Source organism: Marinobacter sp. 2_MG-2023, assembly GCF_030546935.1.
Lineage (GTDB): Bacteria > Pseudomonadota > Gammaproteobacteria > Pseudomonadales > Oleiphilaceae > Marinobacter.
Genome location: NZ_JAUOPH010000004.1, coordinates 568922 through 588571, shown reverse-complemented (window position 1 = coordinate 588571; position 19650 = coordinate 568922). Strand labels below are relative to the sequence as shown.

The following is a 19650-nucleotide window of genomic DNA, read 5'->3' as shown; positions in this document are numbered from 1 at the left end:
CGGTAGTCATCAGCTTCCCCGGTAGGTTGAGAAGCCCCACTGATTCAGCAGCAGAGGGACATGGTAGTGGCTGTCCGGATCAGTGACGCGGAAATCCAGGCAGACCTCGGGGAAGAAGGTTTCCAGCCCACGGGACTGGTACCAGGCGCCGGTGGCAAAGCGGATGCGGTAGTGACCGGTTTCAATCGGTGTATCGAACCAACTCATCACGCGCCCGTCGTCATCGGTAATGCCTTTGGCGAGGCATTTTTCGCCTTGTTCAGTGACTCGATACAGAGAAACACTCACTCCTGCCGCGGGTTTACCGCCTCCCAGATCAAGAATGTGAGTGGTCACGGGGCTCTTCTGGCTCATAGCAGTTTCTCCAGTCGCAGTTCTGTAATTTTTGCCTGTTCGGCTGCCGCGGTTTCTACTTCCTGGGCTCGGGTACGCGGCAGGCGTGCTTCCAGAAGCTCCAGCATTTCCGCAGCAGATTTGCCGGTAGCACACACGATGAAGATGAACCCGAATTTCTCCAGATAGGCGTCGTTGCCGGTTTTCAGGCGTTGCAAAATCTCTTCAGGTGCTTGTCGGGCGCCGGCCTGTTCGCCGCTGGCCATCGCCCGGGTACTGGCGTATTTGGCGCGCAAACTGTTGATATCGCCTATCTTCGGGTGAGCGGTGAACGCTTGAAGCCAATCCTGTTCACTCAGTTTTGGCCAGAGTTTCCGGCTCTGGCTGAGCAGCGCTTCTTGGTTGGAGTAGGGCAGGCCTCGCAGCATACCCTGCACCCAGGTTTCAGCGGCGCAGCAGTTTCTTAGTTGGCTTTCGGCTTCATCCCGGGGCAGGGTGTTGATTGTCTCGGCGGTCATTCGGGTATGTCTCCTGTCTCGGTGTTTTTGATCAGCCCCTTGAGTTCCTTCCAGGGCAGGCCTCGGCGAGCAGGTGCGTCCTGGGCAGGTGAGTTGGCCAGGCTCAGGAGTTCGGCACTGATGGAAACGGCGACTTCCATGGGCCGTTTTCCAGGCACATCGGTACGTCCGACGGGGCAGCGGATGCTGCCAATGTTGGCTGCGCTGAAGCCTCTGTGGTCCAACCGTTGGCGGAATCGCTCTGCTTTGGTGTCTGAACCGATCAGGCCAATGCCAGTGCAGCTCCCTTCAGTTAACAAGGTGCGGCAGAGTTCGAAGTCCAATTGGTGATTGTGGGTCAGGATCAGTACTTGTTTGCCCGCACACAGGGCGGGCGCATCGCCTGCCGGATCGTCCGTGTGGTGCATGCGAACGTTACCCGGGCAGTCTGCAGGAAACTGGTCGGCGCGCTCATCCACCCAGGTCACGCGCCAGGGTAATCCGCCAAGAATGGTCACCAGAGCCTTGGCGACATGGCCAGCGCCAAAAATAACCAGTTCCTGTTCGCACCCCGGGTGAGCCTCCAGAAGAACCGAGACGCTGCCGCCGCAGCATTGGCCAAGGCTGGCCCCCAGAGGGAAATTGGCCATTTCGCTGATGAAATCCTGTTTGGCCAGGTGCTCCCTGGCCCGCTGGCAGATACGGTATTCCAGGTGTCCGCCGCCAATGGTGTCGTAGCTTTGCTCGCCGGTGACCACCATCTTGCTCGCAGGCTCACGGGGTACTGAGCCTGTTACTCCAAGAACCGTTACCAGAACATAGGGTTCGCCGTGGTGTTCACATCGGGCGACCGCCTGGTACCAGTTAAGCCGGTTCTCCATCAGGCGGTCTCCTTTTGCCGGTTGTGCCAGGCCTGGCTGGCTGTAACCGCGGTCAGAACCCGTTCTGGCGTCGCAGGTGTATCCAGAGCTGGGCTGAAACGATAGTCGGTGATGCTGGAAACCGCGTCACGAAGGGCGCTCCATACAGAGATGCCGAGCATCAGGGGTGGTTCGCCCACGGCTTTGGAATGAAAAACCGTGGCCTCGCGGTTCGGGCTGTTTTCTAGCAAGGCGACGCGCAGATCCGGAGGGCAATCCGACACTGCAGGAATCTTGTAGGTGGCGGGGCCGGTGGTCAGCAGTTTGCCAGCGTCGCTGTAGACCAGTTCTTCGGTCGTCAGCCAGCCCATACCCTGAACGAAGCCGCCTTCTATCTGGCCAATATCGATCTCGGGATTCAGTGAGCGTCCGGCATCAAAAAGGATGTCGGTGCGCATTACCCGGTACTCCCCGGTCAGGGTGTCCACCACCACTTCGGAACAGGCTGCGCAATTCGAGTAGTAAAGAAAGGGATGACCTGTGCCTGTCTTGGGGTCGTAGTGGATCTTCGGAGTGGCGTAGAAACCCGATGAGGATAAGGGGACCCGGTTCATGTATGCCGTCTGGACAAACTTTGCCCAAGGTATCGTCAGATCGTTGATTTGCACCTGGTTGTCGGTGAAAGTCACGTCTTCCTGTGCTGCGGACCAGTGACTGGCCGCAAATTCTGTCAGGCCGGCCATGATTTTTTCACAGGCGTCCAGCGCCGCCATGCCGTTCAGATCCGAGCCGGATGATGCAGCGGTAGGTGAAGTATTGGGCACCTTGTCGGTACGGGTTGCGGATACCTTGACGCGCTCAATGTCGACCTGGAAGGCTGATGCGACAACCTGGGCTATCTTGATGTAAAGCCCTTGCCCCATTTCGGTGCCGCCGTGATTTACCTCGATGCTGCCGTCTGTGTAAATGTTTACGAGGGCACCCGCCTGGTTGAGGTGTTTGGCGGTGAAAGATATACCGAATTTAACCGGTGTCAGGGCCAGGCCGCGCTTAAGTATCGGGCTGGACTGGTTAAAGGCCGTGATGTCACTGCGCCGCTGACGGTAGTCGGAACTGGTTTCGAGTTTATTGAGAAGTTGTGGAAGGACATGCTGCTCAATTGTCTGGTCGTAGTGGGTGGTGTCCCGCCCGGGCCGGTATAGGTTGAGCTTGCGGATGTCGAGCGGGTCCTGGCCAAGATGGCGGGCAATATCGTCCATGGCGTGCTCGATGATCATCATGCCCTGAGGGCCGCCGAATCCCCGGAATGCTGTGTTGGACACCGTGTGGGTCTTGCAGCGGTGACCGGTTACCCGAGCCTGGTCCAGGTAATAGGCGTTGTCGGCGTGGAACATGGCCCGGTCGACGATGGCATCGGACAGGTCCGGAGAGTTGCCGCAGCGCCCGGCAACCATGAGGTCTGCCCCGAGGATCAGGCCGTTGTCGTCGAAGCCTATGTCGTAGGTGTTGTAAAAATCGTGTCGTTTGCCAGTCTGGATCATGTCGTCCGGGCGGGACAGGCGGTATTTCACCGGCCGGTTGGTGGCGTTGGCCAGCAACGCTGCGATGCAGGCTACGGGGGCCGCCTGGGTTTCCTTGCCGCCAAAGCCTCCGCCCATTCTGCGAACTTCTGCATGAACTTCGTGGATGGGCAGCCCCAGTACTTCTGCTACCAGCTTTTGCACTTCAGAAGGGTGCTGACTGGAGGTATGGACAAACATGCCTCTGTCTTCGGTTGGCTCGGCCAGCGACGCCTGGCCCTCCAGGTAGAAGTGCTCCTGACCACCGACAAACTGTTCTCCGCTGAGGCGGTTCGGCGCCTGTGCCAGAGCCTGGTCCGGTTGCCCCCGCTGTTGCGTCTGGCTGGGGCGAACAAAAAGTTCCTCATTAAGTGCCTGGGTGACGGTGACTACCGCTTCCAGGATTTCGTATTCGACCTTCGCCAGCTTTGCTGCCTTACGGGCGGCTTCGTGAGTGGTGGCTGCTACCGCGAATATCGGCTGCCCGATGCATTCAACGGTGTCGTCAGCCAGAACCAGATCGCCCGGAAAAACCGGACCTATGTCCAGATGACCTGGCACGTCTTTGGCCGTGATCACGGCTACCACCCCGGGGTATTGACGAACCGCATCCAGATCCATCGATATTACGCGGGCATGAGCCTGTTCGCTGTGGCCCACGGCTGCATGGAGGATGCCTTCAGGTGTGGGCATATCATCAATATAGCGGGCCTGGCCACTGACGTGCTTCCAGGCACTGTCGTGTTTGACGCTGTGCCCTGCCAGACCACGGGCGCTGTGTGCCGGAGCAGGTGAGTTCAGGGGGAGTTTACGCATAATCTGTCACCATCAGTTGTTCGCCGTACAGGGAGGTAGACGCCAGTAGAGTGCGTCGCAACAGGTTGCCAGCAACCTGCAGGCGATAGCCGGAGGAGGCGCGGGCATCGCTGAGAGGCGAGAAATCACTGGTCAGGGCTGTTATTGCAGCTTGCACGGATTCTTCGTTCCAGGGCTGACCGGTCAGGGCCGCTTCTGCATGGAGGGCTCGCGCAGGAACGGCGGCCATACCACCGAAGGCGAGACGACAGGCAAGGACAACGCCCTTGTCGATCGTCAGCCGGAAGGCTCCCAGAACCGCCGAGATATCATCATCCAGGCGTTTCGACACCTTGTGGATGTATAGGGCTTCATTGGCTGAAGGTACCGGCACCCGCACGGAGTGAACAAACTCCCCAGGCTGGAGGCTGGTCTGTTTATAGCCCTGGAAAAACTCGTCCAGTGGCAGGCGGCGCTCGCCATCAGGACCATCCAGCACCAGTGTGGCGCCGAGGGCGATCAGCGGCGGTGGCATATCGCCAATCGGCGATGCGTTGGCGATGTTGCCTCCCAAGGTACCGCGGTTGCGGATCTGCAGTGACCCCAGTCGCTCCAGCATGGCATCGAAGGCCGGCCAGTGTTCGCTCAAAGGCGTTCTTAGTTGTTGATAAGTTGTGGCCGCGCCGATCACCAGTTCGCTTCCATCCAGCACGCAGCCCTGCAATTCGGGTATTCGTTCCACACTGATCAGGTGGCCCAGGGTGCTGAGTTGCTGAGTTATCTCCAGCATCAGGTCTGTGCCGCCGGCCACCAGGCGTGACGCGGGGGCCTCGCGGCGTAGTGCACGGAGCTGGTCAAGGTTCACAGGTGAGTCATAACGGCAGCCTTCTGGCGAGCTCAGTGTATAGCTGTTCTTGTGCATGCCTGTAAGGGAGCTGGCAGGGGCTTTATGGGCTATTCCCGCAGCTGGGTGCCCTGATTCCGGTTGCCATTCCTCGACCATGGCCTGGTGGCTGGCCTCAATAATGGGGCGGTAACCGGTGCAGCGGCAAAGGTTGCCGGATAAGGCTTCAAGGATCTGGTCGTTACTGGTGCCTCCCTTTTTGCGGTTGGCGTGCAGCGCTGTTAATGACATCACTATGCCGGGTGTGCAGAAGCCGCATTGGGCCCCGTGGTGTTTGACCATGTTGCTTTGTACAGGATGCCCCGGCTCTTGTTGAAAAGCCTCGATGGTGATCAGTTCCTTACCGTGCAGGCTTGCCATCAAAGTAATGCAGCTGTTGATCGCCTGATAACTCATCGCCCCGCTTTCATCAGGGGTTCCGGTAATCACTGTACAGGCGCCACAGTCACCTGAGGCGCATCCCTCTTTGGTGCCGGTAAGTCGCATTTTGGTGCGCAACCATTCCAGAATGCTCAAATTTGGGTCGATATGGTCAAGTTTTTCAATTTGACCGTTCATAAGGAATTCGATCACAGCTCTCTCCGCTAGCAGTCTATTTGCGGTGTTCCGGGGTGCACTGCCCTTGGCTTCAGGCCGGCGCTTCAATGTTTCTGACAGGGTTTCTGCAAAAAGCTGACCAATTGGTTTAATTAGTCGTTTTTTGCGGAGTATTAATTTTTGGCAAGCATATTGCTGGTACCTCAAATGTTGATTGTTTGGTCAGTTTATGAATTCAGAGGCCAAATACATTTGGATGAACATGGGGCTGTGTATGACTGCGGCGATACGTCTGAAGCTTGAAAACATCGTCAAGGAATACCCGGGGTGCCGGGCGAATGACGGTATTGATCTCACTGTGGAAGCAGGGGAGATCCACGCGCTTCTGGGCGAAAACGGCGCTGGCAAAAGCACCCTGATGAAAGTGATCTATGGGGTGGTTCAGCCCGACCAGGGGCGGATCGTCTGGAATGGCCATGCCGTGCATGTCGATAACCCTGCCCAGGCCCGACGCATGGGTATTGGCATGGTGTTTCAGCATTTCTCCCTGTTCGAGACCCTGACGGTGGCCGAGAATATTGCGCTTAGCTTGCCACCGGATGAAGCTCGTAACCGAAGCCAGCTGAACCAGCGCATCAGCGAAGTCTCTGAGCGATATGGCATGGAGTTGGACCCAAGGCGATATATCAGCACTTTGTCGGTGGGTGAGCGGCAGCGTGTGGAAATTGTTCGCTGCCTGATTCAGGAGACCACCCTGCTGATACTGGATGAGCCAACATCCGTTCTTACGCCCCAGGAAGTCACCTCACTCTTTGCGACGTTGAGAACATTGTCGAAAGAGGGCTGCAGCATCCTATTTATCAGCCACAAACTGGAGGAGGTTCGCAGCCTTTGCCACACCGCTACGGTTTTACGTCAGGGGCGGGTCAGTGGTGACTGTCAGCCTGCAGAGATCTCCGCTTCTGAAATCGCACGCCTGATGGTGGGTGACGACACTCCGATTTCAACTCAGGTGACTGCTGCGGAACCGGGCGAGACCTTACTGGAAGTCAGAAGTCTTGACTGGAAAAGCAAGGATCCCTTCGGAACCAGTCTCGATAATGTGAATCTGGATCTGCACAAGGGGGAGATTGTCGGCATTGCCGGGGTTGCCGGTAATGGCCAGGATGAACTGCTCAAAGCTTTGTCCGGCGAGATTCGAGCTGACGCCGGGACGATCAGTCTGAGTGGCCAGAATATTCAAACCCTGTTCCCCGATCAGCGCAGGAAGCTGGGTGTGGCGATTGTTCCGGAGGAGCGCCTTGGGCGCGGCGCCGTGCCTGATATGTCCCTGGCGGATAACGCCCTGCTGACTGCCTCCGGGCAGGGGCTGGTCGAGCGTGGCCTGATACGGTCTCGCCGCGTACGAGAGTTCTCCCGTGAGGTGATTCGCCGTTTTGGCGTTCGTTGCACCGGTGAAAACAGTACTGCAGGGAGCCTGTCAGGCGGCAACCTGCAAAAATACATTATCGGCCGTGAAGCCCTGCAAAACCCTCGCCTTCTCGTGGCTTCACACCCGACCTGGGGTGTTGATGTGGGGTCAGCCGTGGCTATCCACGAGTCTCTCGTAAAGCTTCGGGATGAGGGCGCGGCAATCCTGTTGATCTCTGAAGACCTGGATGAACTCTACCAACTGTGTAATCGCCTGGGCGCACTTTGTGATGGCCGGTTGTCCCCACTGGCCCCCACGTCCGAATTGCACATAGAGCAGTTGGGTCAATGGATGGCTGGGGAATTTGAATCCACGGAGGTGGCTCATGCTGTTGCTTGAGCGTCGCCCTGTTGCTTCGTCTGTGATGCGCTGGGCATCACCACTCCTGGCACTGGTTCTGACTGTTATCACCGGGTTCATTCTGTTCCTGGTGATCGGTAAAGACCCGGTAGAAGGTCTGAAGTTTTTCTTTATAACACCAATCAGCGATCTGCCGGGATTGGCAGAGCTGGGTCTGAAAATGGCGCCTCTGCTGTTGTGTGCTGCTGGTCTGACCGTTTGTTACAAGGCCAAGTTGTGGAACATCGGTGCTGAAGGTCATTTCCTGATGGGGGCCCTGGGCGCCAGTGTGATGGCTGTGCAGCTCTCGGCTGTGAGTGGATTCTGGGTGCTGCCGGTGGTGCTTCTGACGGGTGTGCTGGGTGGCATGTTCTGGGCCGCTATTGCTGCGGGCCTGAAAACCCACCTGCACTGCAATGAGATTCTCACCACCATCATGCTCAATTACATCGCCCTGAACCTGTTGTTGTATGTCGTGCACGGGCCGCTCAAGGACCCTTATGGTTTCGGCTTTCCGCAGTCGATCATGTTCGCCGAGTCGGCGCTGCTGCCGGCATTGATTGAGGGCACCCGTTTACACCTGGGCCTTGCTTTCGGTTTGTTGGCTGCGGTGGCGGTCTGGGTACTGTTTGCTCGCAGCTTCATTGGATTTCAGTTAAGCGTGATCGGTCAGGACCACCGGGCGGCTGCATTCGCCGGGTTTCGCGTTCGCCAGTTGACCTGGTTTGCCTTTCTTGTTGGTGGTGCGACAGCGGGCCTGGCCGGAGCCTCGGAAGTAACGGGACCCATTGGCCAGCTGGTACCACAGGTGTCTCCCGGGTACGGCTATACCGCAATCATCGTTGTGTTTCTTGGGCGAATGCATGCGGTGGGTATTGTTGCTGCCAGTGCATTGCTGGCGCTGACCTTCATTGGCGGGGAGATTCTGCAGATTGCCATGCAGATGCCCAAAGCTGTGACGGCACTGTTTCAAGGGCTACTGCTGTTTTATCTGCTGACCTGCGACGCCTTTATCCATTACCGGATTCGGCTGAAGAAAGCGGCCCCGCAACCCAGGAGTGCGGCCGTTGCGGCTGCACCGCAGGAGGTGTGAGATGGAACTGTTGACCAATGTGCTGGCTGCGACAGTGGTTGCCGGTACCCCGCTGTTGCTCGTGGCGCTGGGAGAACTGATCTGCGAGCGCTCCGGCGTTCTCAATCTGGGCCAGGAGGGCATGATGCTGATGGGTGCCGTAGCCGGGTTTGCGGCGGCCCTGTCCAGTGGCAGCCTGCTTGTGGGAGTAGCTGCAGCCATTATGGCCGGAATTGCGATGTCACTGCTGTTCGCTTTCATGGCGGTGACTCTGGCAGCGAACCAGTACGCGGCAGGGCTGGCTCTGACGATATTTGGCACTGGCTTGAGCGCGTTTCTCGGAGCAGGTTTTGTGGGCTCTTCCATCGATGGCTTCAGCCGTGTGGCCATACCTCTGCTTAGCGACATTCCAGTATTGGGCCGAGTGTTCTTTGACCAGGATGCGTTGGTCTACACCTCTTTTATAGCCTTCGCGGTCGTAGCGCTGTTCCTTCGATATAGCCGCGGTGGCTTGCTGTTGCGCGCCATCGGTGAGGACCCCGAAGCAGCTAACGCCAATGGTCTCAAAGTGTTGCTGGTGCGTTATCTGGCCGTTGCGTTTGGCGGCGGCATGGCCGGGCTTGCCGGTGCCTACCTTTCCCTGGCCTACACCCCGCTCTGGACCGAGAACATGACAGCCGGTCGTGGCTGGATAGCTCTGGCATTGGTGGTCTTTGCCACCTGGAGGCCGGAGCGGTTGATTCTGGGGGCCTACCTTTTTGGCGCGGCCAGCATTTTGCACCTGGTGCTGCAGGGCCTGGGCTGGAAAAGCTCTACGGAGTTGCTCGCCATGCTGCCATACGTAGTCACGATTCTCATGCTGGTTCTGTTGTCCTGGAACCCGGCACGAACCCGATTGAATACCCCGCTTTCCCTCGGCCAGCCATACCGGCCGGGGTCCTAACAATAATGATCAGCAGTTAGCCAACCCTAAAAAATGAAAAATGTAACCTGAGAGGATTAACCATGAATGCATTTCGTAAAACACTGATCGCCGGCTGTGTGGCTGCCGCATCTTTTGCCCCGGCTGCCCACGCTGAGAAGTTCTTCGGAGGATCCAGTATCTCCATACTTCACAGCAACCAGTATGAAGGTGTTGAGTTCGATCCCGGCGGTGACGGCGGGTTTCAATATGAGGCGACTTATTTCACCTTTGAGAATGCCACCGCTCACAACTGGGGTAGCACCTTCTTCTTCATCGACCGTGACCAGGGTCAAGGCGATGTTGAAGGCGTTGATAATGTCTACGGGGAGTTTGCGCCCAACCTGAGCGGGAGCTGGCTAACAGGCTCTGACCTTAGTTTTGGTCCGGTCAAGGATGTAAGTCTTGCGGGTCAATATGAGTTTGGTGGCGGTACCCAGGTAAACAACTATCTCGCCGGTTTTGGCTTTTCCTGGGACCTGCCTGGCTTCATGTACTTCAATACCTCTGTTTACTACGTTGATAATGATCAGATCAGCGATGACAAACAGTTGACGGTCACTTGGGGATATCCGTTCGATATTGGTTCGGCCAAATTCCTCATTGATGGCTACATTGATTGGTCGTCTGCCGAATCTGATCACAAATCAGAATTCCAGTTCACCCCGCAGGTCAAGTTGGATATGGGTAACTTCTGGGGCGCGCCGGGTGTCTTGTACGCCGGTATCGAGTACCAGTACTGGAAGAATAAGTATGGTCTGGGTGACAACCTGATCGGCGATCAGAGCTCTGTCAGTGCGTTGGTGAAATTCCACTTTTGATCCTGAGCAGGAGTCCGGCAGAATCATACTGTCGGACTCCTGAATAAATGGATAACAAGTGAGAGGCTCATGACCAAGAACACCGTTGCAGACATTTCGGTTTCAGAGAAGGCGAGTAAGGATGAGAAAGGCCGGAAGTACCGGCCGGGCAGGATACGGGTGCGAAACAGGGAGAAGATCCTGGTGGCTGCGGAGGAAGAATTTGCTCTAAACGGCTACAAGGGCGCCACTATCCAGAGCATTGCCGAGCGGGCCGGACTGCCAAAATCCAACGTGCTTTACTATTTCAGTAACAAGAAGCGAATGTATAGCGCCATGTTTGATGACATTCTGGCGCGCTGGAACAAGGTGTTCACTGAAATCCGGCCAGAAGATGATCCGGCCGAGGCGTTGGCCACGTTTATCCGGACCAAAGTCGAGATGTCCCGAAAGTACCCCTTGTCTTCCCGCCTGTTCGCCATGGAAATCATCCAGGGCGCTCCGTTTCTTATGGAGCACCTGCGCACCAATATGCGTGAGTGGGTCCGGGGTAGGGCAGAGGTCATGCAGTCGTGGATAGACGATGGCCGTATGGCGCCTGTAGACCCGGTACAGTTGATTTTCCTGATCTGGTCATCCACACAACATTATGCCGACTTCCACGTGCAGATCCTGATGGTCGAGAACAAGGCCGAGTATGAGAAGCGTGACTTTGATCATGCGGCTGACTTCCTGGTTGATGTGATCTTGCGGGGCTGCGGCCTTGAGAGTCCTAAATGAATGAGAACGTCTCCTACCCGAGAGATATGCGGGGTTATGGTGAAAACCCTCCTCATGCCAGTTGGCCGGGCAACGCTCGGATAGCTGTCCAGTTTGTTCTGAATTACGAAGAAGGCGGAGAGAACTGTGTGCTTCACGGGGATGAGCACTCTGAAACATTTCTCTCTGACATCATTGGTGCCGAAGCCTATCGAGGCCGGCACATGAGCATGGAGTCCCTCTATGAGTATGGCTCCCGTGCTGGTGTCTGGCGCATTCTGCGTGAGTTTCGCAAGCGTAAGTTACCTCTGACGGTCTTCGGGGTGACTATGGCTCTTTCCAGAAACCCGGAGGTGGTACAGGCCTTTATCGACGATGGCCATGAGATTGCGTGCCATGGCCAGCGCTGGATCCACTATCAGGACATGGCAGAGGCAGAAGAGCGCCGCTATATGGAGCTGGCGCTGGAGCAGCATACCTGTTTGACCGGAGCACCTGCGCTGGGCTGGTATACCGGCCGCGACAGTCCCAATACCCGCCGCCTGGCTGTGGAACATGGCGGACTGGAATACGACAGTGATTACTACGGTGATGATCTTCCTTTCTGGACGAAGGTTGAAACCCGCGACGGGGAGCACAAACCCCATCTGGTCGTGCCTTACAGCCTGGAAACCAACGATATGCGCTTCAGTTCACCTCAGGGGTTCAACTCGGGAGAGCAGTTCTTTCAATACCTGAAAGACACTTTTGATGTGTTGTACGAAGAGGGTGCAGATGCTCCGAAGATGATGTCCATAGGCCTGCACTGCCGGGTTGTTGGCCGTCCAGGCCGCTTCAGGGCTTTACAGAGGTTCCTGGATTATATCCAGGAACACGAGCAGGTATGGGTGTGCCGGCGTATTGATATTGCCCGCCACTGGAAAAAAGAACATCCCTTTCAGGAGACTGACATCGGAGCAAAAGAATGACAGACGCAATCGTGGCCCCCAATATTGAAGGGCCTGACTTTACCCGTAATGGCCTGAACCTGGCCGATGGAAGCCTGGGAGCGGAAGTGACCCAGGTGACCGATGAGTTTTTTGCGTCCCGGGAGCGCATGCTGAACCCTGACCAACCGGTGTTTTACCCCGACCGTTTTGATGACAACGGCAAATGGATGGACGGATGGGAAACCCGTCGTCGCCGTACCACCGGTCACGACTGGTGCGTTATCCGTCTGGCGACACCTGGCGTTTTGATGGGTGTAGATTTCGATACCAGTTTCTTTACCGGAAACTTTCCCCCGGCGGCTTCGCTGGAGGCGTGTTATTGCCCGGATGGCGAGCCCGGCGAAAGCAGTGACTGGCAAACACTGGTGCCAGCCATTGAACTGCAAGGCAATGACCACCGCTTCTGCGAAATCGCCTCGGAAAAGCCTTGGAGCCATGTGCGGGTGCACATATTCCCCGATGGCGGGCTGGCGCGCCTGCGCATATACGGCAAACCATTCTGTGACTGGTCCGCTCTGCTGACCAGTGGCCCGGTGAACCTGCTTGCGCTGGAACATGGCGGTGACCAGGTGGCTTGGAGTGATGCTCACTATGGCGAACCCCGCAAGCTTCTGCGACCTGGCCGGGGTATCAATATGGGCGATGGTTGGGAAACCCGCCGCCGCCGTGAGCCTGGCAGTGACTGGTGCATTCTGTCTCTGGGCCACAAAGGAGTTGCCGAACATATCGAGGTGGATACAGCGCACTTCAAGGGTAATTTCCCTGCGGCTTGTTCTATACAGGCGGCCTGTGTCGAGGTTGGAGAGAGTACTGCCCAGTCTCTCATCACCCAGAGTATGTTCTGGCACACGTTGATGGATGAGCAGCCGCTGACCGCAGACGCTATCCATCAGTTTACTGAACTGAAAGATGTGGGGGCGATTACTCATATCCGTTTCAACATGATCCCGGATGGCGGTGTCAGCAGGGTGAGGCTGTTCGGGAAGCCGGTATCATGAGTCACGCCCGGACAATCGTTGCGGAACCCCTTACCCGGGAGGCTTTTGCGCCCTTTGGTGAAGTGATTGATACCGGGGGTGCAGACTCTTTCCCTATCAATCAGGGCCGTACCGAGCGGTTCCACGCGTTGGCAACAGTGGAGCTGCTTGGTAAGGATGCACAAGGCATCTTATCTATATTTCGTGGCCAGCCTCTTAGCCCTCTGAAGATTACTCTCATGGAGCGGCACCCCCTGGGCAGCCAGGCTTTCGTTCCCATGAACAATGGTGCATTCCTGGCGGTTGTGGCACCCCCTGGTGAGTTTGATGAGTCCCTGGTTCGGGTGTTTCTCGCCGGTGGCAACCAGGGGCTCAGCTACAGGGCCGGAACATGGCACGCGCCATTGCTTCCGTTGGATCCAAACTCTGATTACCTGGTAGTTGATCGCCAGGGAGCGGGTAATAACTGCGATGAGATCACGCTGGCAGGGCCCATAACACCGGTACTGCCGTCCAACTAAATTTTTGCCAATGCCTGATGTCCTCCCTCAAATAAAAACTATAGGGAAATAAAGAATGGGTGAGACGCCGAATGTCTGATCGCCCATATGACCTTATGTATGGAGAGAGTGCATGAAGACCAAGACAGTAACATGTGCGACCAAGGCACGACGCCCCGGTCGGGTAGCGACTATGGTGATGGCAGCTGGGCTGGCCGTACTGGCAGCGCCAGGCTCCGTGTGGGCAGATGACCTCGAGAAGGTGACCTTCCGCACCAACTGGTTCCCCCAGGCCGAACACGGTGGCTGGTACCACGCAGATTCGCAGGGTACTTATGAGGACTATGGGCTTGACGTGGAAATGTCACCCGGCGGCCCTCAGGTCAACAACATGCAACTGCTGCTGGGTGGCCAGGCCGATTTCGTGATGCTTCATTCCAGTGGCCAGATTCTCAATGCTGTCGAGGAAGGTTTACCTGTGGTGGCGCTGGCCTCGTTCTATCAGAAAGATCCCCAGATAATCATGACTCACCCGGATGTCGGGAACGACAGCCTGGAAGATCTCAAGGGCAAGGCAATCCTGCTGTCCCAGGATGCGCACCAGTCATTCTGGCCATGGTTGAAGCAAAAATATGGCTATACCGATGAACAGGTCCGTCCGTATACCTTCCAGATGGGGCCGTTTATTGCGGATCCCGAGGTTATCCAGCAGGCCTACGTTACCTCGGAAACCTTTGTCGTGCAGAAAGCTGGCATTGAGCCGAATGTTTTCATGCTGTCTGACAATGGCTGGCAATCCTACTCGACCATGATCGTCACCACTCAAAAAACCCTGGAAGAGCGTCCGGAAGTTGCCCGCAAGTTTGTAGAAGCGACCATTGAGGGCTGGTACCAATACCTGCAGGACCCGACAGCCACGAATGAATACATTCACGGTTTGAATGAGAACCAGGGCCCGGAGCAACTTGCACATTCTCTCAGGGAAATGGATGAGCAAGGCATTGTCCTGTCTGGCGATGCTCTCAAAGCGGGTATTGGCATCATGACCGACGAGCGTTGGCAGGATATTTATCAGCAGTTGGTTAGCCTGGATCTGATCGGTGAGACAGTCGATCCCACCAAAGGCTATACCACTGAGTTTGTTGGCACCAAAGCCATTCACGACATTATGGCCCGGTATCCGGATGTCTCCGGTGTGGGCAGCGACTGAGTGGAACCTGTGAACAACCTGGTTACCGAAAGGCTGGCGGTCCGGGTTATGCGCCCGGAGTCGCCTCGTCAGGCGGTCAGTTTTGCCAAACGTTTTCGGGCGCCTTACATCGCTGGGGGCACCTGGTTGCAGCCTGCGTGTGAGCGCGACCGGCAGTGGCCCGTGCAACTGGTGGCGCTGAATCCTGACTGGCCGGGGTTTCTTGGTGTTCAGGAGACGGACGGCGGTCTCATTATTGGCGCGCTGACCACTCTGGACGAGCTTGCCCGGCACCCCTTAACGTCCGTGTACCTACCGCCGCTGGTGGGTTTGCTGAATCGTGTAGCTGGGCCCGGCGTGCGCAATCTGGGTACGGTTGGCGGTAATTTGCTTGCTGGTGGGGATTTGTCCGCTCTGGCACTTGCGCTGGACGCTGAGGTGGACGTTTTGGCTGGCAAAGGAACGGGTGGGCGGCCTCTGGTCCAATGGTGTCTGGATCGTGCGGCCGGCGATTTGCTCAGATCTGTGACTCTGCCGGACTGCCGTGACTGGAGATTCTTTGTGGAAAAGCTCGGCTATCGGGAGCGCTTTAGCCCCACCCGGGCCACCGTGGCTTGTGTCCATAATGGACAGCAGCTTCGGCTGGCGGTGTGTGGTGAAGGCGGAGCCGGCCGGCTGGTGGTTACTGAAGCCATGCTCCGGGACCAAGGTGTTCGGGAGCTTGGCGACCTGGCGACAGTGATCGACAGCGAACTGGAAGCTCTGGGCTGGCAATGCACCCAGTTACGACTCGCCGTGTGCCGGATGCTGGAGTTTGGATTGGCGGAGGTGAGCCTTGAAGCCTGAAAAACCATCTGGGCCCATCGGAAGTTCTGTGACTCTGGACGGCGACTGGGTACGTAACGCTACCTCACGGATGGACCTGACCCCGCGCATCGAAGGTCGTCTGGCGTATACCACTGACCAGCGACATCTCCCCGGGTTATTGCATGGCGCCATTCTGCGCAGTGCTCACGCCCATGCCCGTATCACCGGGGTGGATATCTCCCGAGCTAGAGAAATGCCTGGTGTGCATGCGGTGGTCAGTGCCGCCGATGTGCCGGGACCGAATCGCTTCGGCATAGTGATCCGGGACCAGCCGGTGTTTTGTGATGAGCGGGTGCGTTACGAAGGCGATTCGATTGCCGCTGTGGCGGCGGACACTCCGGAGCAGGCCCTGGCAGCGCTGGATGTCATAGAGGTGGGTTACCAGCCTCTTCCCGTGGTCAGTGATGCTGCATTGGCCGAGCAGCAGGTGGCTCTCCATAATTCCCATGAAGAACACGGTGGCAGCAATTTGCTGGCCCGGGAAACCCTTGAACGGGGTGACCTTGAAGACGCCTTTTCCCGATGCACCGTGATTGTTGAACATCATTATCAGACTCCTCGCCAGATGCACGCGTTTATGGAGACTGAGGGTGGTGTTGCCATTCCGGATGATAACGGCGGTGTGTTGTTCCGGGTAGGTTGCCAGTCTGGCCATCGGGATGCGGAACAACTGGCGGATATTCTTGGTCTTGCCCATGACCAGGTTACGGTTGAGTCCACGGCCACAGGTGGGGCGTTCGGTGGTAAGGACGAGCTCACCGTGCAGCCGGCTGCCGGGTTGCTTGCATTGAAAACCGGCCGCCCGGTGATGATCCATCTGGACCGGTTCGAATCCTGCAGGACTGGCATCAAGCGCCACCCGGTGACGGTAAAAATGACCACCGGGTGTGACGCGGCAGGGCGGTTGCTGGCCCATAAAGTAGAGGCAGTTCTGGACACCGGCGCCTACGCCAGTCTGGGGCCTGCAGTATTGGAAAACTATCTGGACCACGCCACGGCGCCGTTATATCGAATAGAGGCGTATCGGGTGTCCGGTCGCCTGGTTTATACCAACAATGGCGTATGTGGTGCTTTCCGGGGCTTTGGCGGCAATCAGGCCACGTTCGCGGTGGAATCGCAGCTGGATGCATTGGCGGGCAAGCTTGGTATGGAGCCCTCAGCGTTTCGCCAGATCAACCTGCGCTCCCCTGGCGATGCTGGTAGCCGTGACCAGACTGTACGCTGGACCGCACCACCCGCAGAGGTGCTTGCTGCGGCCGTTGCTTCTCCTCTCTGGCGCTGCCATGACGCTGGTACGGGTCGCTGGCTAACCGGCACAGGAATGGCCATGGGCGCTCAGGGTAATGGTTTGGGAGATGGCTTGCCTGACAGTGGTGGCGGGCGTATCAGCCTGTCACCTGCAGGTCATATCTGCGTGGAATTCGGTTTCTCGGACTATGGCCAGAACATTGTCGAGTCCATCATCCAGTCCGTCTGCAATGGAGTGGGTTGCCGGGAGACCGATGTGGAAGTAGCGCTGGGAAACTCCCGGGGGCCGGATTCAGGGCCCACCAGTGCATCCCGCAGTTCCGTGCTGGTACATGGTGTACTGGCCAGGATTCTGCCGGGCTGGATGAACCTTGTACGCGGACATGCTGCCGGATTGAGCGGCCACCCGGAAGACAGGTTGGTGTTCGGGCCAGGAGGTCTTTATTTCAATGATCATCAGGTATTGAGCTATCGGGAACTGGCAGCGAGCGTCAACCTTGATGAGCTAAGCGCCAGCGCCAGTCAGGATTTTCCGGTGGCGCCGGACGCTGAGCAGCCCGTGGGCCGTTATCTGCAGTTGCAGATCGCTACAGTAGCCCGGGTGGCCGTGGATCGTCTCACCGGTCGGGTCCGGGTGACGGATCTTCACCATGTTACCGCCGCCGGACGTGTGATCTACCCGCCCGGTTATCTGGGGCAGATCGAGGGTGCCGCTGTCATGGGGCAGGGCATGGCCCTGACCGAGGACATGACTACCCGCGATGGCTGCTACCTGGCAGATAATCTGGACCAATACCTTATCCCCACCTTTCACGATGCTCCTGTCCAGCGCGTTGATGTTCTGGACAGCACACCAGAGGACGACCCTTTCCCGATAAGGGGTGTAGGCGAGCTGGGTATCGAGGCAGTGGCACCTGCTATTACCGCCGCGATTGAAATGGCAACCGGTGTCCGGATCCGGCGGCTGCCGGTAGACCCCGGAGACTTGCTGGTGGGGATGGCTGCACAGGAGCAGGCACTATGAGTGATCATTATCAGGTGCCAGAAATGCCGGCACAGGAAAACCTCAGTTTTAAGCTGAATGGTGAAACGATAACCCGAGCAGCAGCGAGTGCCGAGACGTTGCTGGATATCCTGCGGGAGTCTGGCCAGATCACGTCCGCCCGGGCCGGGTGCCGGGTGGGACGCTGTGGAGCCTGTCAGGTACTGCTTGACGGTCGGGCTGTGCCGTCCTGCCTGGTGATGGCCTGGCAGTTGCCAGGTCATCATGTGGAAACCGTGGAGGGCCTGGGCGAGGACCCTGACTTCCTCTCCGTCCGCGACGCGCTGGCAAGTGAGAGCGCCTTGCAGTGTGGCTATTGCACACCTGGTTTTGCCGTCTCACTTGTCGCCGGCTTACGGCAGCACCGGCAGGGCAGCCCGGTGGATCTGGCTGAATCTGTGGCTGGTAATCTCTGCCGCTGTACCGGCTATGGCGGCCTCAGGCGCGCTATCGATCAACTTTCGGCCTCTTGCTGTCCGGACGAAGCGGTTGGCCGGGGGCCCTCATTATCGGAAGAACCCTTATGACTATTTCCTCTGCGAGTAATCGCCGACTCCTGCTGTGTGCGGACGCCGTACTGCCTACGACCGAGGACAACTCCGTTATTCAGAACGGCGCGGTGTTGGTGATGGGTGACACTATTGAGGCAGTGGGGGATCGCCAAACGCTGTGTGAGCGCGCGCCGGATGCTGAAGTCAGGGATTATGGCCGAGCCATACTGATGCCGGGACTGATCAATACCCACAGCCATTCCGGTCTGCTGCGTGGTACCGCCGAGGAGCTGCCCGTGTGGGAGTGGCTGCAGCAATACATTGATCCAATGCACCGTGTGCTCCAGCCCGACGAGGCGGAAGCGGCCTCCTGGTTATGCTATTCGGAAAGCCTTTTGGCGGGTACTACGACATCGGTGGATATGTGGCGGTACATGGCAGGCTCCGCCCGGGCAGCCGAAGCCCTGGGCAATCGCGTGGTGATGGTGCCCTATGTGGGTGAGGCGCCAGGTTACGACTATTTCGACACCCTGGATGATAACGAGGCGCTGATCTCGCAATGGCATGGTGGAGCAGGCGGTCGCGTTAATGTATGGGTGGGGCTGGAACATCAGTTCTACGCAACCGAGGCTGCCTGCCAGCGGGCGGTAGACCTTTGCAATCATTACAGCACCGGGTTACACACCCACTCAAACGAAAGCCAGAGTGAAATTCCTGAAGCTATGCGGCGGCACGGTATGAGCCCGGTCCGGTCCCTGGAAAAACTGGGGCTACTGTCGCCGGAACAGGTATTGCTCGCGCATTGCGTCTGGCTCGATGATGACGAACTACAGCTGTTGGCGGATAACAACATCGGCGTTGCGCACAACCCCTCAAGCAACATGAAACTCGCCAGTGGTCCGGCTCCAGTGGAAGCCATGATCGCTGCCGGCATTGCCGTGGGAATCGGTACCGATGGTGAGAAGGAAAACAACAACCTGGACATGTTCGAGGAGATGAAAATCGCCTCGCTGCTGGCCAAGCTGCGGGCCATGGACGCTGCAGCCTGGAAATCCTGGGATGTTCTGAGAGCGGCCACCATCGAAGGGGCAAGAGCTCTGGGTATGGAACGGGAAATCGGCTCGTTGGAGGCCGGCAAGCAGGCGGATGTGATTGCCGTGGCTGCCGATACAGCCCGGATGACGCCGTTCATACCCCAAGGGAAGTTACAGAACCTGCATCACAATCTGGTGCACTCGGTGCTGGGTGGTGATGTGACCATGACCATGGTGGCCGGGAAAATACTGGCCGAGAACCAGATACTGCTTAGTGGCGATATGCCGGCCTATATCGAACAGGGCAACCAGGCAGCGGAACGACTACTGACTCGTCGTGAGCGCTGGCTTGCCACGAACCGGAAGGGTGTTGCAACGCCGGTATGACTGCAGTTGGGAAGGGCAGGAGGGCGTTAAAGCGCCCTC

At 57.6% G+C, this 19650-nt stretch carries 18 protein-coding genes; 13 read left to right on the top strand and 5 right to left on the bottom strand.

Annotated elements, in window-relative coordinates; translation table 11 throughout:
* Positions 1–9: 9 nt before the first annotated feature.
* From uraH to xdhA, 5 genes are read right to left on the bottom strand one after another with little or no spacing between them, the layout of a single operon-like run.
* Positions 10–354: a hydroxyisourate hydrolase gene (uraH, locus tag Q4501_RS13370; protein ID WP_303596738.1), complete on the bottom strand. Its 345-nt coding sequence runs from the start codon at positions 352–354 to the stop codon at positions 10–12.
* Positions 351–851, bottom strand: coding sequence for a 2-oxo-4-hydroxy-4-carboxy-5-ureidoimidazoline decarboxylase (gene uraD / locus Q4501_RS13365; protein ID WP_303596737.1), 501 nt, complete (start codon positions 849–851; stop codon positions 351–353). The genes uraH and uraD overlap by 4 nt, the downstream gene beginning before the upstream one ends.
* Positions 848–1711, bottom strand: coding sequence for a xanthine dehydrogenase accessory protein XdhC (gene xdhC, locus Q4501_RS13360; RefSeq protein ID WP_303596736.1), 864 nt, complete (start codon positions 1709–1711; stop codon positions 848–850). The genes uraD and xdhC overlap by 4 nt, the downstream gene beginning before the upstream one ends.
* On the bottom strand, positions 1711–4065 hold the full coding sequence (xdhB, locus tag Q4501_RS13355) for a xanthine dehydrogenase molybdopterin binding subunit (RefSeq protein ID WP_303596735.1): 2355 nt from the start codon (positions 4063–4065) through the stop codon (positions 1711–1713). Before xdhB ends, xdhC begins: the two co-directional genes overlap by 1 nt.
* Entirely contained in the window at positions 4058–5521 is a 1464-nt protein-coding gene (xdhA, locus tag Q4501_RS13350; RefSeq protein ID WP_303596734.1) for a xanthine dehydrogenase small subunit, read from the bottom strand. Before xdhA ends, xdhB begins: the two co-directional genes overlap by 8 nt.
* Before the next feature lie 238 nt (positions 5522–5759).
* On the opposite strand from xdhA, the gene Q4501_RS13345 reads away from it, so the two are divergent.
* The 13 genes from Q4501_RS13345 (at position 5760) to Q4501_RS13285 (ending at position 19611) form a co-directional block, all read left to right on the top strand.
* On the top strand, positions 5760–7295 hold the full coding sequence (locus tag Q4501_RS13345; RefSeq protein ID WP_303596733.1) for an ABC transporter ATP-binding protein: 1536 nt from the start codon (positions 5760–5762) through the stop codon (positions 7293–7295).
* The gene (locus Q4501_RS13340; RefSeq protein WP_303596732.1) at positions 7282–8388 is read left to right on the top strand and encodes an ABC transporter permease; all 1107 of its coding nucleotides are present in this window, start codon (positions 7282–7284) and stop codon (positions 8386–8388) included. The genes Q4501_RS13345 and Q4501_RS13340 overlap by 14 nt, the downstream gene beginning before the upstream one ends.
* 1 nt (position 8389) lies before the next feature.
* Entirely contained in the window at positions 8390–9310 is a 921-nt protein-coding gene (locus Q4501_RS13335) for an ABC transporter permease (RefSeq protein WP_303596731.1), read from the top strand.
* A 62-nt stretch (positions 9311–9372) separates the two neighbouring features.
* Complete coding sequence (locus Q4501_RS13330; RefSeq protein ID WP_303596730.1) at positions 9373–10149, top strand: outer membrane protein OmpK; 777 nt, start codon at positions 9373–9375, stop codon at positions 10147–10149.
* A 69-nt stretch (positions 10150–10218) separates the two neighbouring features.
* Positions 10219–10908: a TetR/AcrR family transcriptional regulator gene (locus Q4501_RS13325; RefSeq protein ID WP_303596729.1), complete on the top strand. Its 690-nt coding sequence runs from the start codon at positions 10219–10221 to the stop codon at positions 10906–10908.
* Positions 10905–11855, top strand: a complete 951-nt coding sequence (gene puuE / locus Q4501_RS13320) for an allantoinase PuuE (RefSeq protein WP_303596728.1) — start codon at positions 10905–10907, stop codon at positions 11853–11855. The genes Q4501_RS13325 and puuE overlap by 4 nt, the downstream gene beginning before the upstream one ends.
* Positions 11852–12874 (top strand): allantoicase, encoded by a 1023-nt coding sequence (alc, locus tag Q4501_RS13315; protein ID WP_303596727.1) that lies wholly within the window; start codon positions 11852–11854, stop codon positions 12872–12874. Before puuE ends, alc begins: the two co-directional genes overlap by 4 nt.
* Positions 12871–13374 (top strand): ureidoglycolate lyase, encoded by a 504-nt coding sequence (locus Q4501_RS13310; protein WP_303596726.1) that lies wholly within the window; start codon positions 12871–12873, stop codon positions 13372–13374. Before alc ends, Q4501_RS13310 begins: the two co-directional genes overlap by 4 nt.
* A 112-nt stretch (positions 13375–13486) precedes the next feature.
* Positions 13487–14563 carry an ABC transporter substrate-binding protein gene (locus Q4501_RS13305; RefSeq protein ID WP_303596725.1) on the top strand — a complete coding sequence of 359 codons (1077 nt, stop codon included), beginning with the start codon at positions 13487–13489 and terminating at the stop codon, positions 14561–14563.
* Positions 14564–14572: 9 nt separating this feature from the next.
* Complete coding sequence (locus Q4501_RS13300; protein WP_303596724.1) at positions 14573–15388, top strand: FAD binding domain-containing protein; 816 nt, start codon at positions 14573–14575, stop codon at positions 15386–15388.
* Positions 15378–17681: a xanthine dehydrogenase family protein molybdopterin-binding subunit gene (locus Q4501_RS13295; protein WP_303596723.1), complete on the top strand. Its 2304-nt coding sequence runs from the start codon at positions 15378–15380 to the stop codon at positions 17679–17681. The genes Q4501_RS13300 and Q4501_RS13295 overlap by 11 nt, the downstream gene beginning before the upstream one ends.
* Positions 17678–18226 carry a (2Fe-2S)-binding protein gene (locus Q4501_RS13290; protein ID WP_303596722.1) on the top strand — a complete coding sequence of 183 codons (549 nt, stop codon included), beginning with the start codon at positions 17678–17680 and terminating at the stop codon, positions 18224–18226. Before Q4501_RS13295 ends, Q4501_RS13290 begins: the two co-directional genes overlap by 4 nt.
* Entirely contained in the window at positions 18223–19611 is a 1389-nt protein-coding gene (locus Q4501_RS13285) for an amidohydrolase (RefSeq protein WP_303596721.1), read from the top strand. Before Q4501_RS13290 ends, Q4501_RS13285 begins: the two co-directional genes overlap by 4 nt.
* The last annotated feature ends 39 nt before the right edge of the window (positions 19612–19650 follow it).

Coding starts and splice junctions, on each gene's coding strand:
- uraH (WP_303596738.1), bottom strand. CDS start 354: ATGAGCCAGAAGAGCCCCGTGACCACTCACATTCTTGATCTGGGAGGC.
- uraD (WP_303596737.1), bottom strand. CDS start 851: ATGACCGCCGAGACAATCAACACCCTGCCCCGGGATGAAGCCGAAAGC.
- xdhC (WP_303596736.1), bottom strand. CDS start 1,711: ATGGAGAACCGGCTTAACTGGTACCAGGCGGTCGCCCGATGTGAACAC.
- xdhB (WP_303596735.1), bottom strand. CDS start 4,065: ATGCGTAAACTCCCCCTGAACTCACCTGCTCCGGCACACAGCGCCCGT.
- Q4501_RS13345 (WP_303596733.1), top strand. CDS start 5,760: ATGACTGCGGCGATACGTCTGAAGCTTGAAAACATCGTCAAGGAATAC.
- Q4501_RS13340 (WP_303596732.1), top strand. CDS start 7,282: ATGCTGTTGCTTGAGCGTCGCCCTGTTGCTTCGTCTGTGATGCGCTGG.
- Q4501_RS13335 (WP_303596731.1), top strand. CDS start 8,390: ATGGAACTGTTGACCAATGTGCTGGCTGCGACAGTGGTTGCCGGTACC.
- Q4501_RS13330 (WP_303596730.1), top strand. CDS start 9,373: ATGAATGCATTTCGTAAAACACTGATCGCCGGCTGTGTGGCTGCCGCA.
- Q4501_RS13325 (WP_303596729.1), top strand. CDS start 10,219: ATGACCAAGAACACCGTTGCAGACATTTCGGTTTCAGAGAAGGCGAGT.
- puuE (WP_303596728.1), top strand. CDS start 10,905: ATGAATGAGAACGTCTCCTACCCGAGAGATATGCGGGGTTATGGTGAA.
- alc (WP_303596727.1), top strand. CDS start 11,852: ATGACAGACGCAATCGTGGCCCCCAATATTGAAGGGCCTGACTTTACC.
- Q4501_RS13310 (WP_303596726.1), top strand. CDS start 12,871: ATGAGTCACGCCCGGACAATCGTTGCGGAACCCCTTACCCGGGAGGCT.
- Q4501_RS13305 (WP_303596725.1), top strand. CDS start 13,487: ATGAAGACCAAGACAGTAACATGTGCGACCAAGGCACGACGCCCCGGT.
- Q4501_RS13290 (WP_303596722.1), top strand. CDS start 17,678: ATGAGTGATCATTATCAGGTGCCAGAAATGCCGGCACAGGAAAACCTC.
- Q4501_RS13285 (WP_303596721.1), top strand. CDS start 18,223: ATGACTATTTCCTCTGCGAGTAATCGCCGACTCCTGCTGTGTGCGGAC.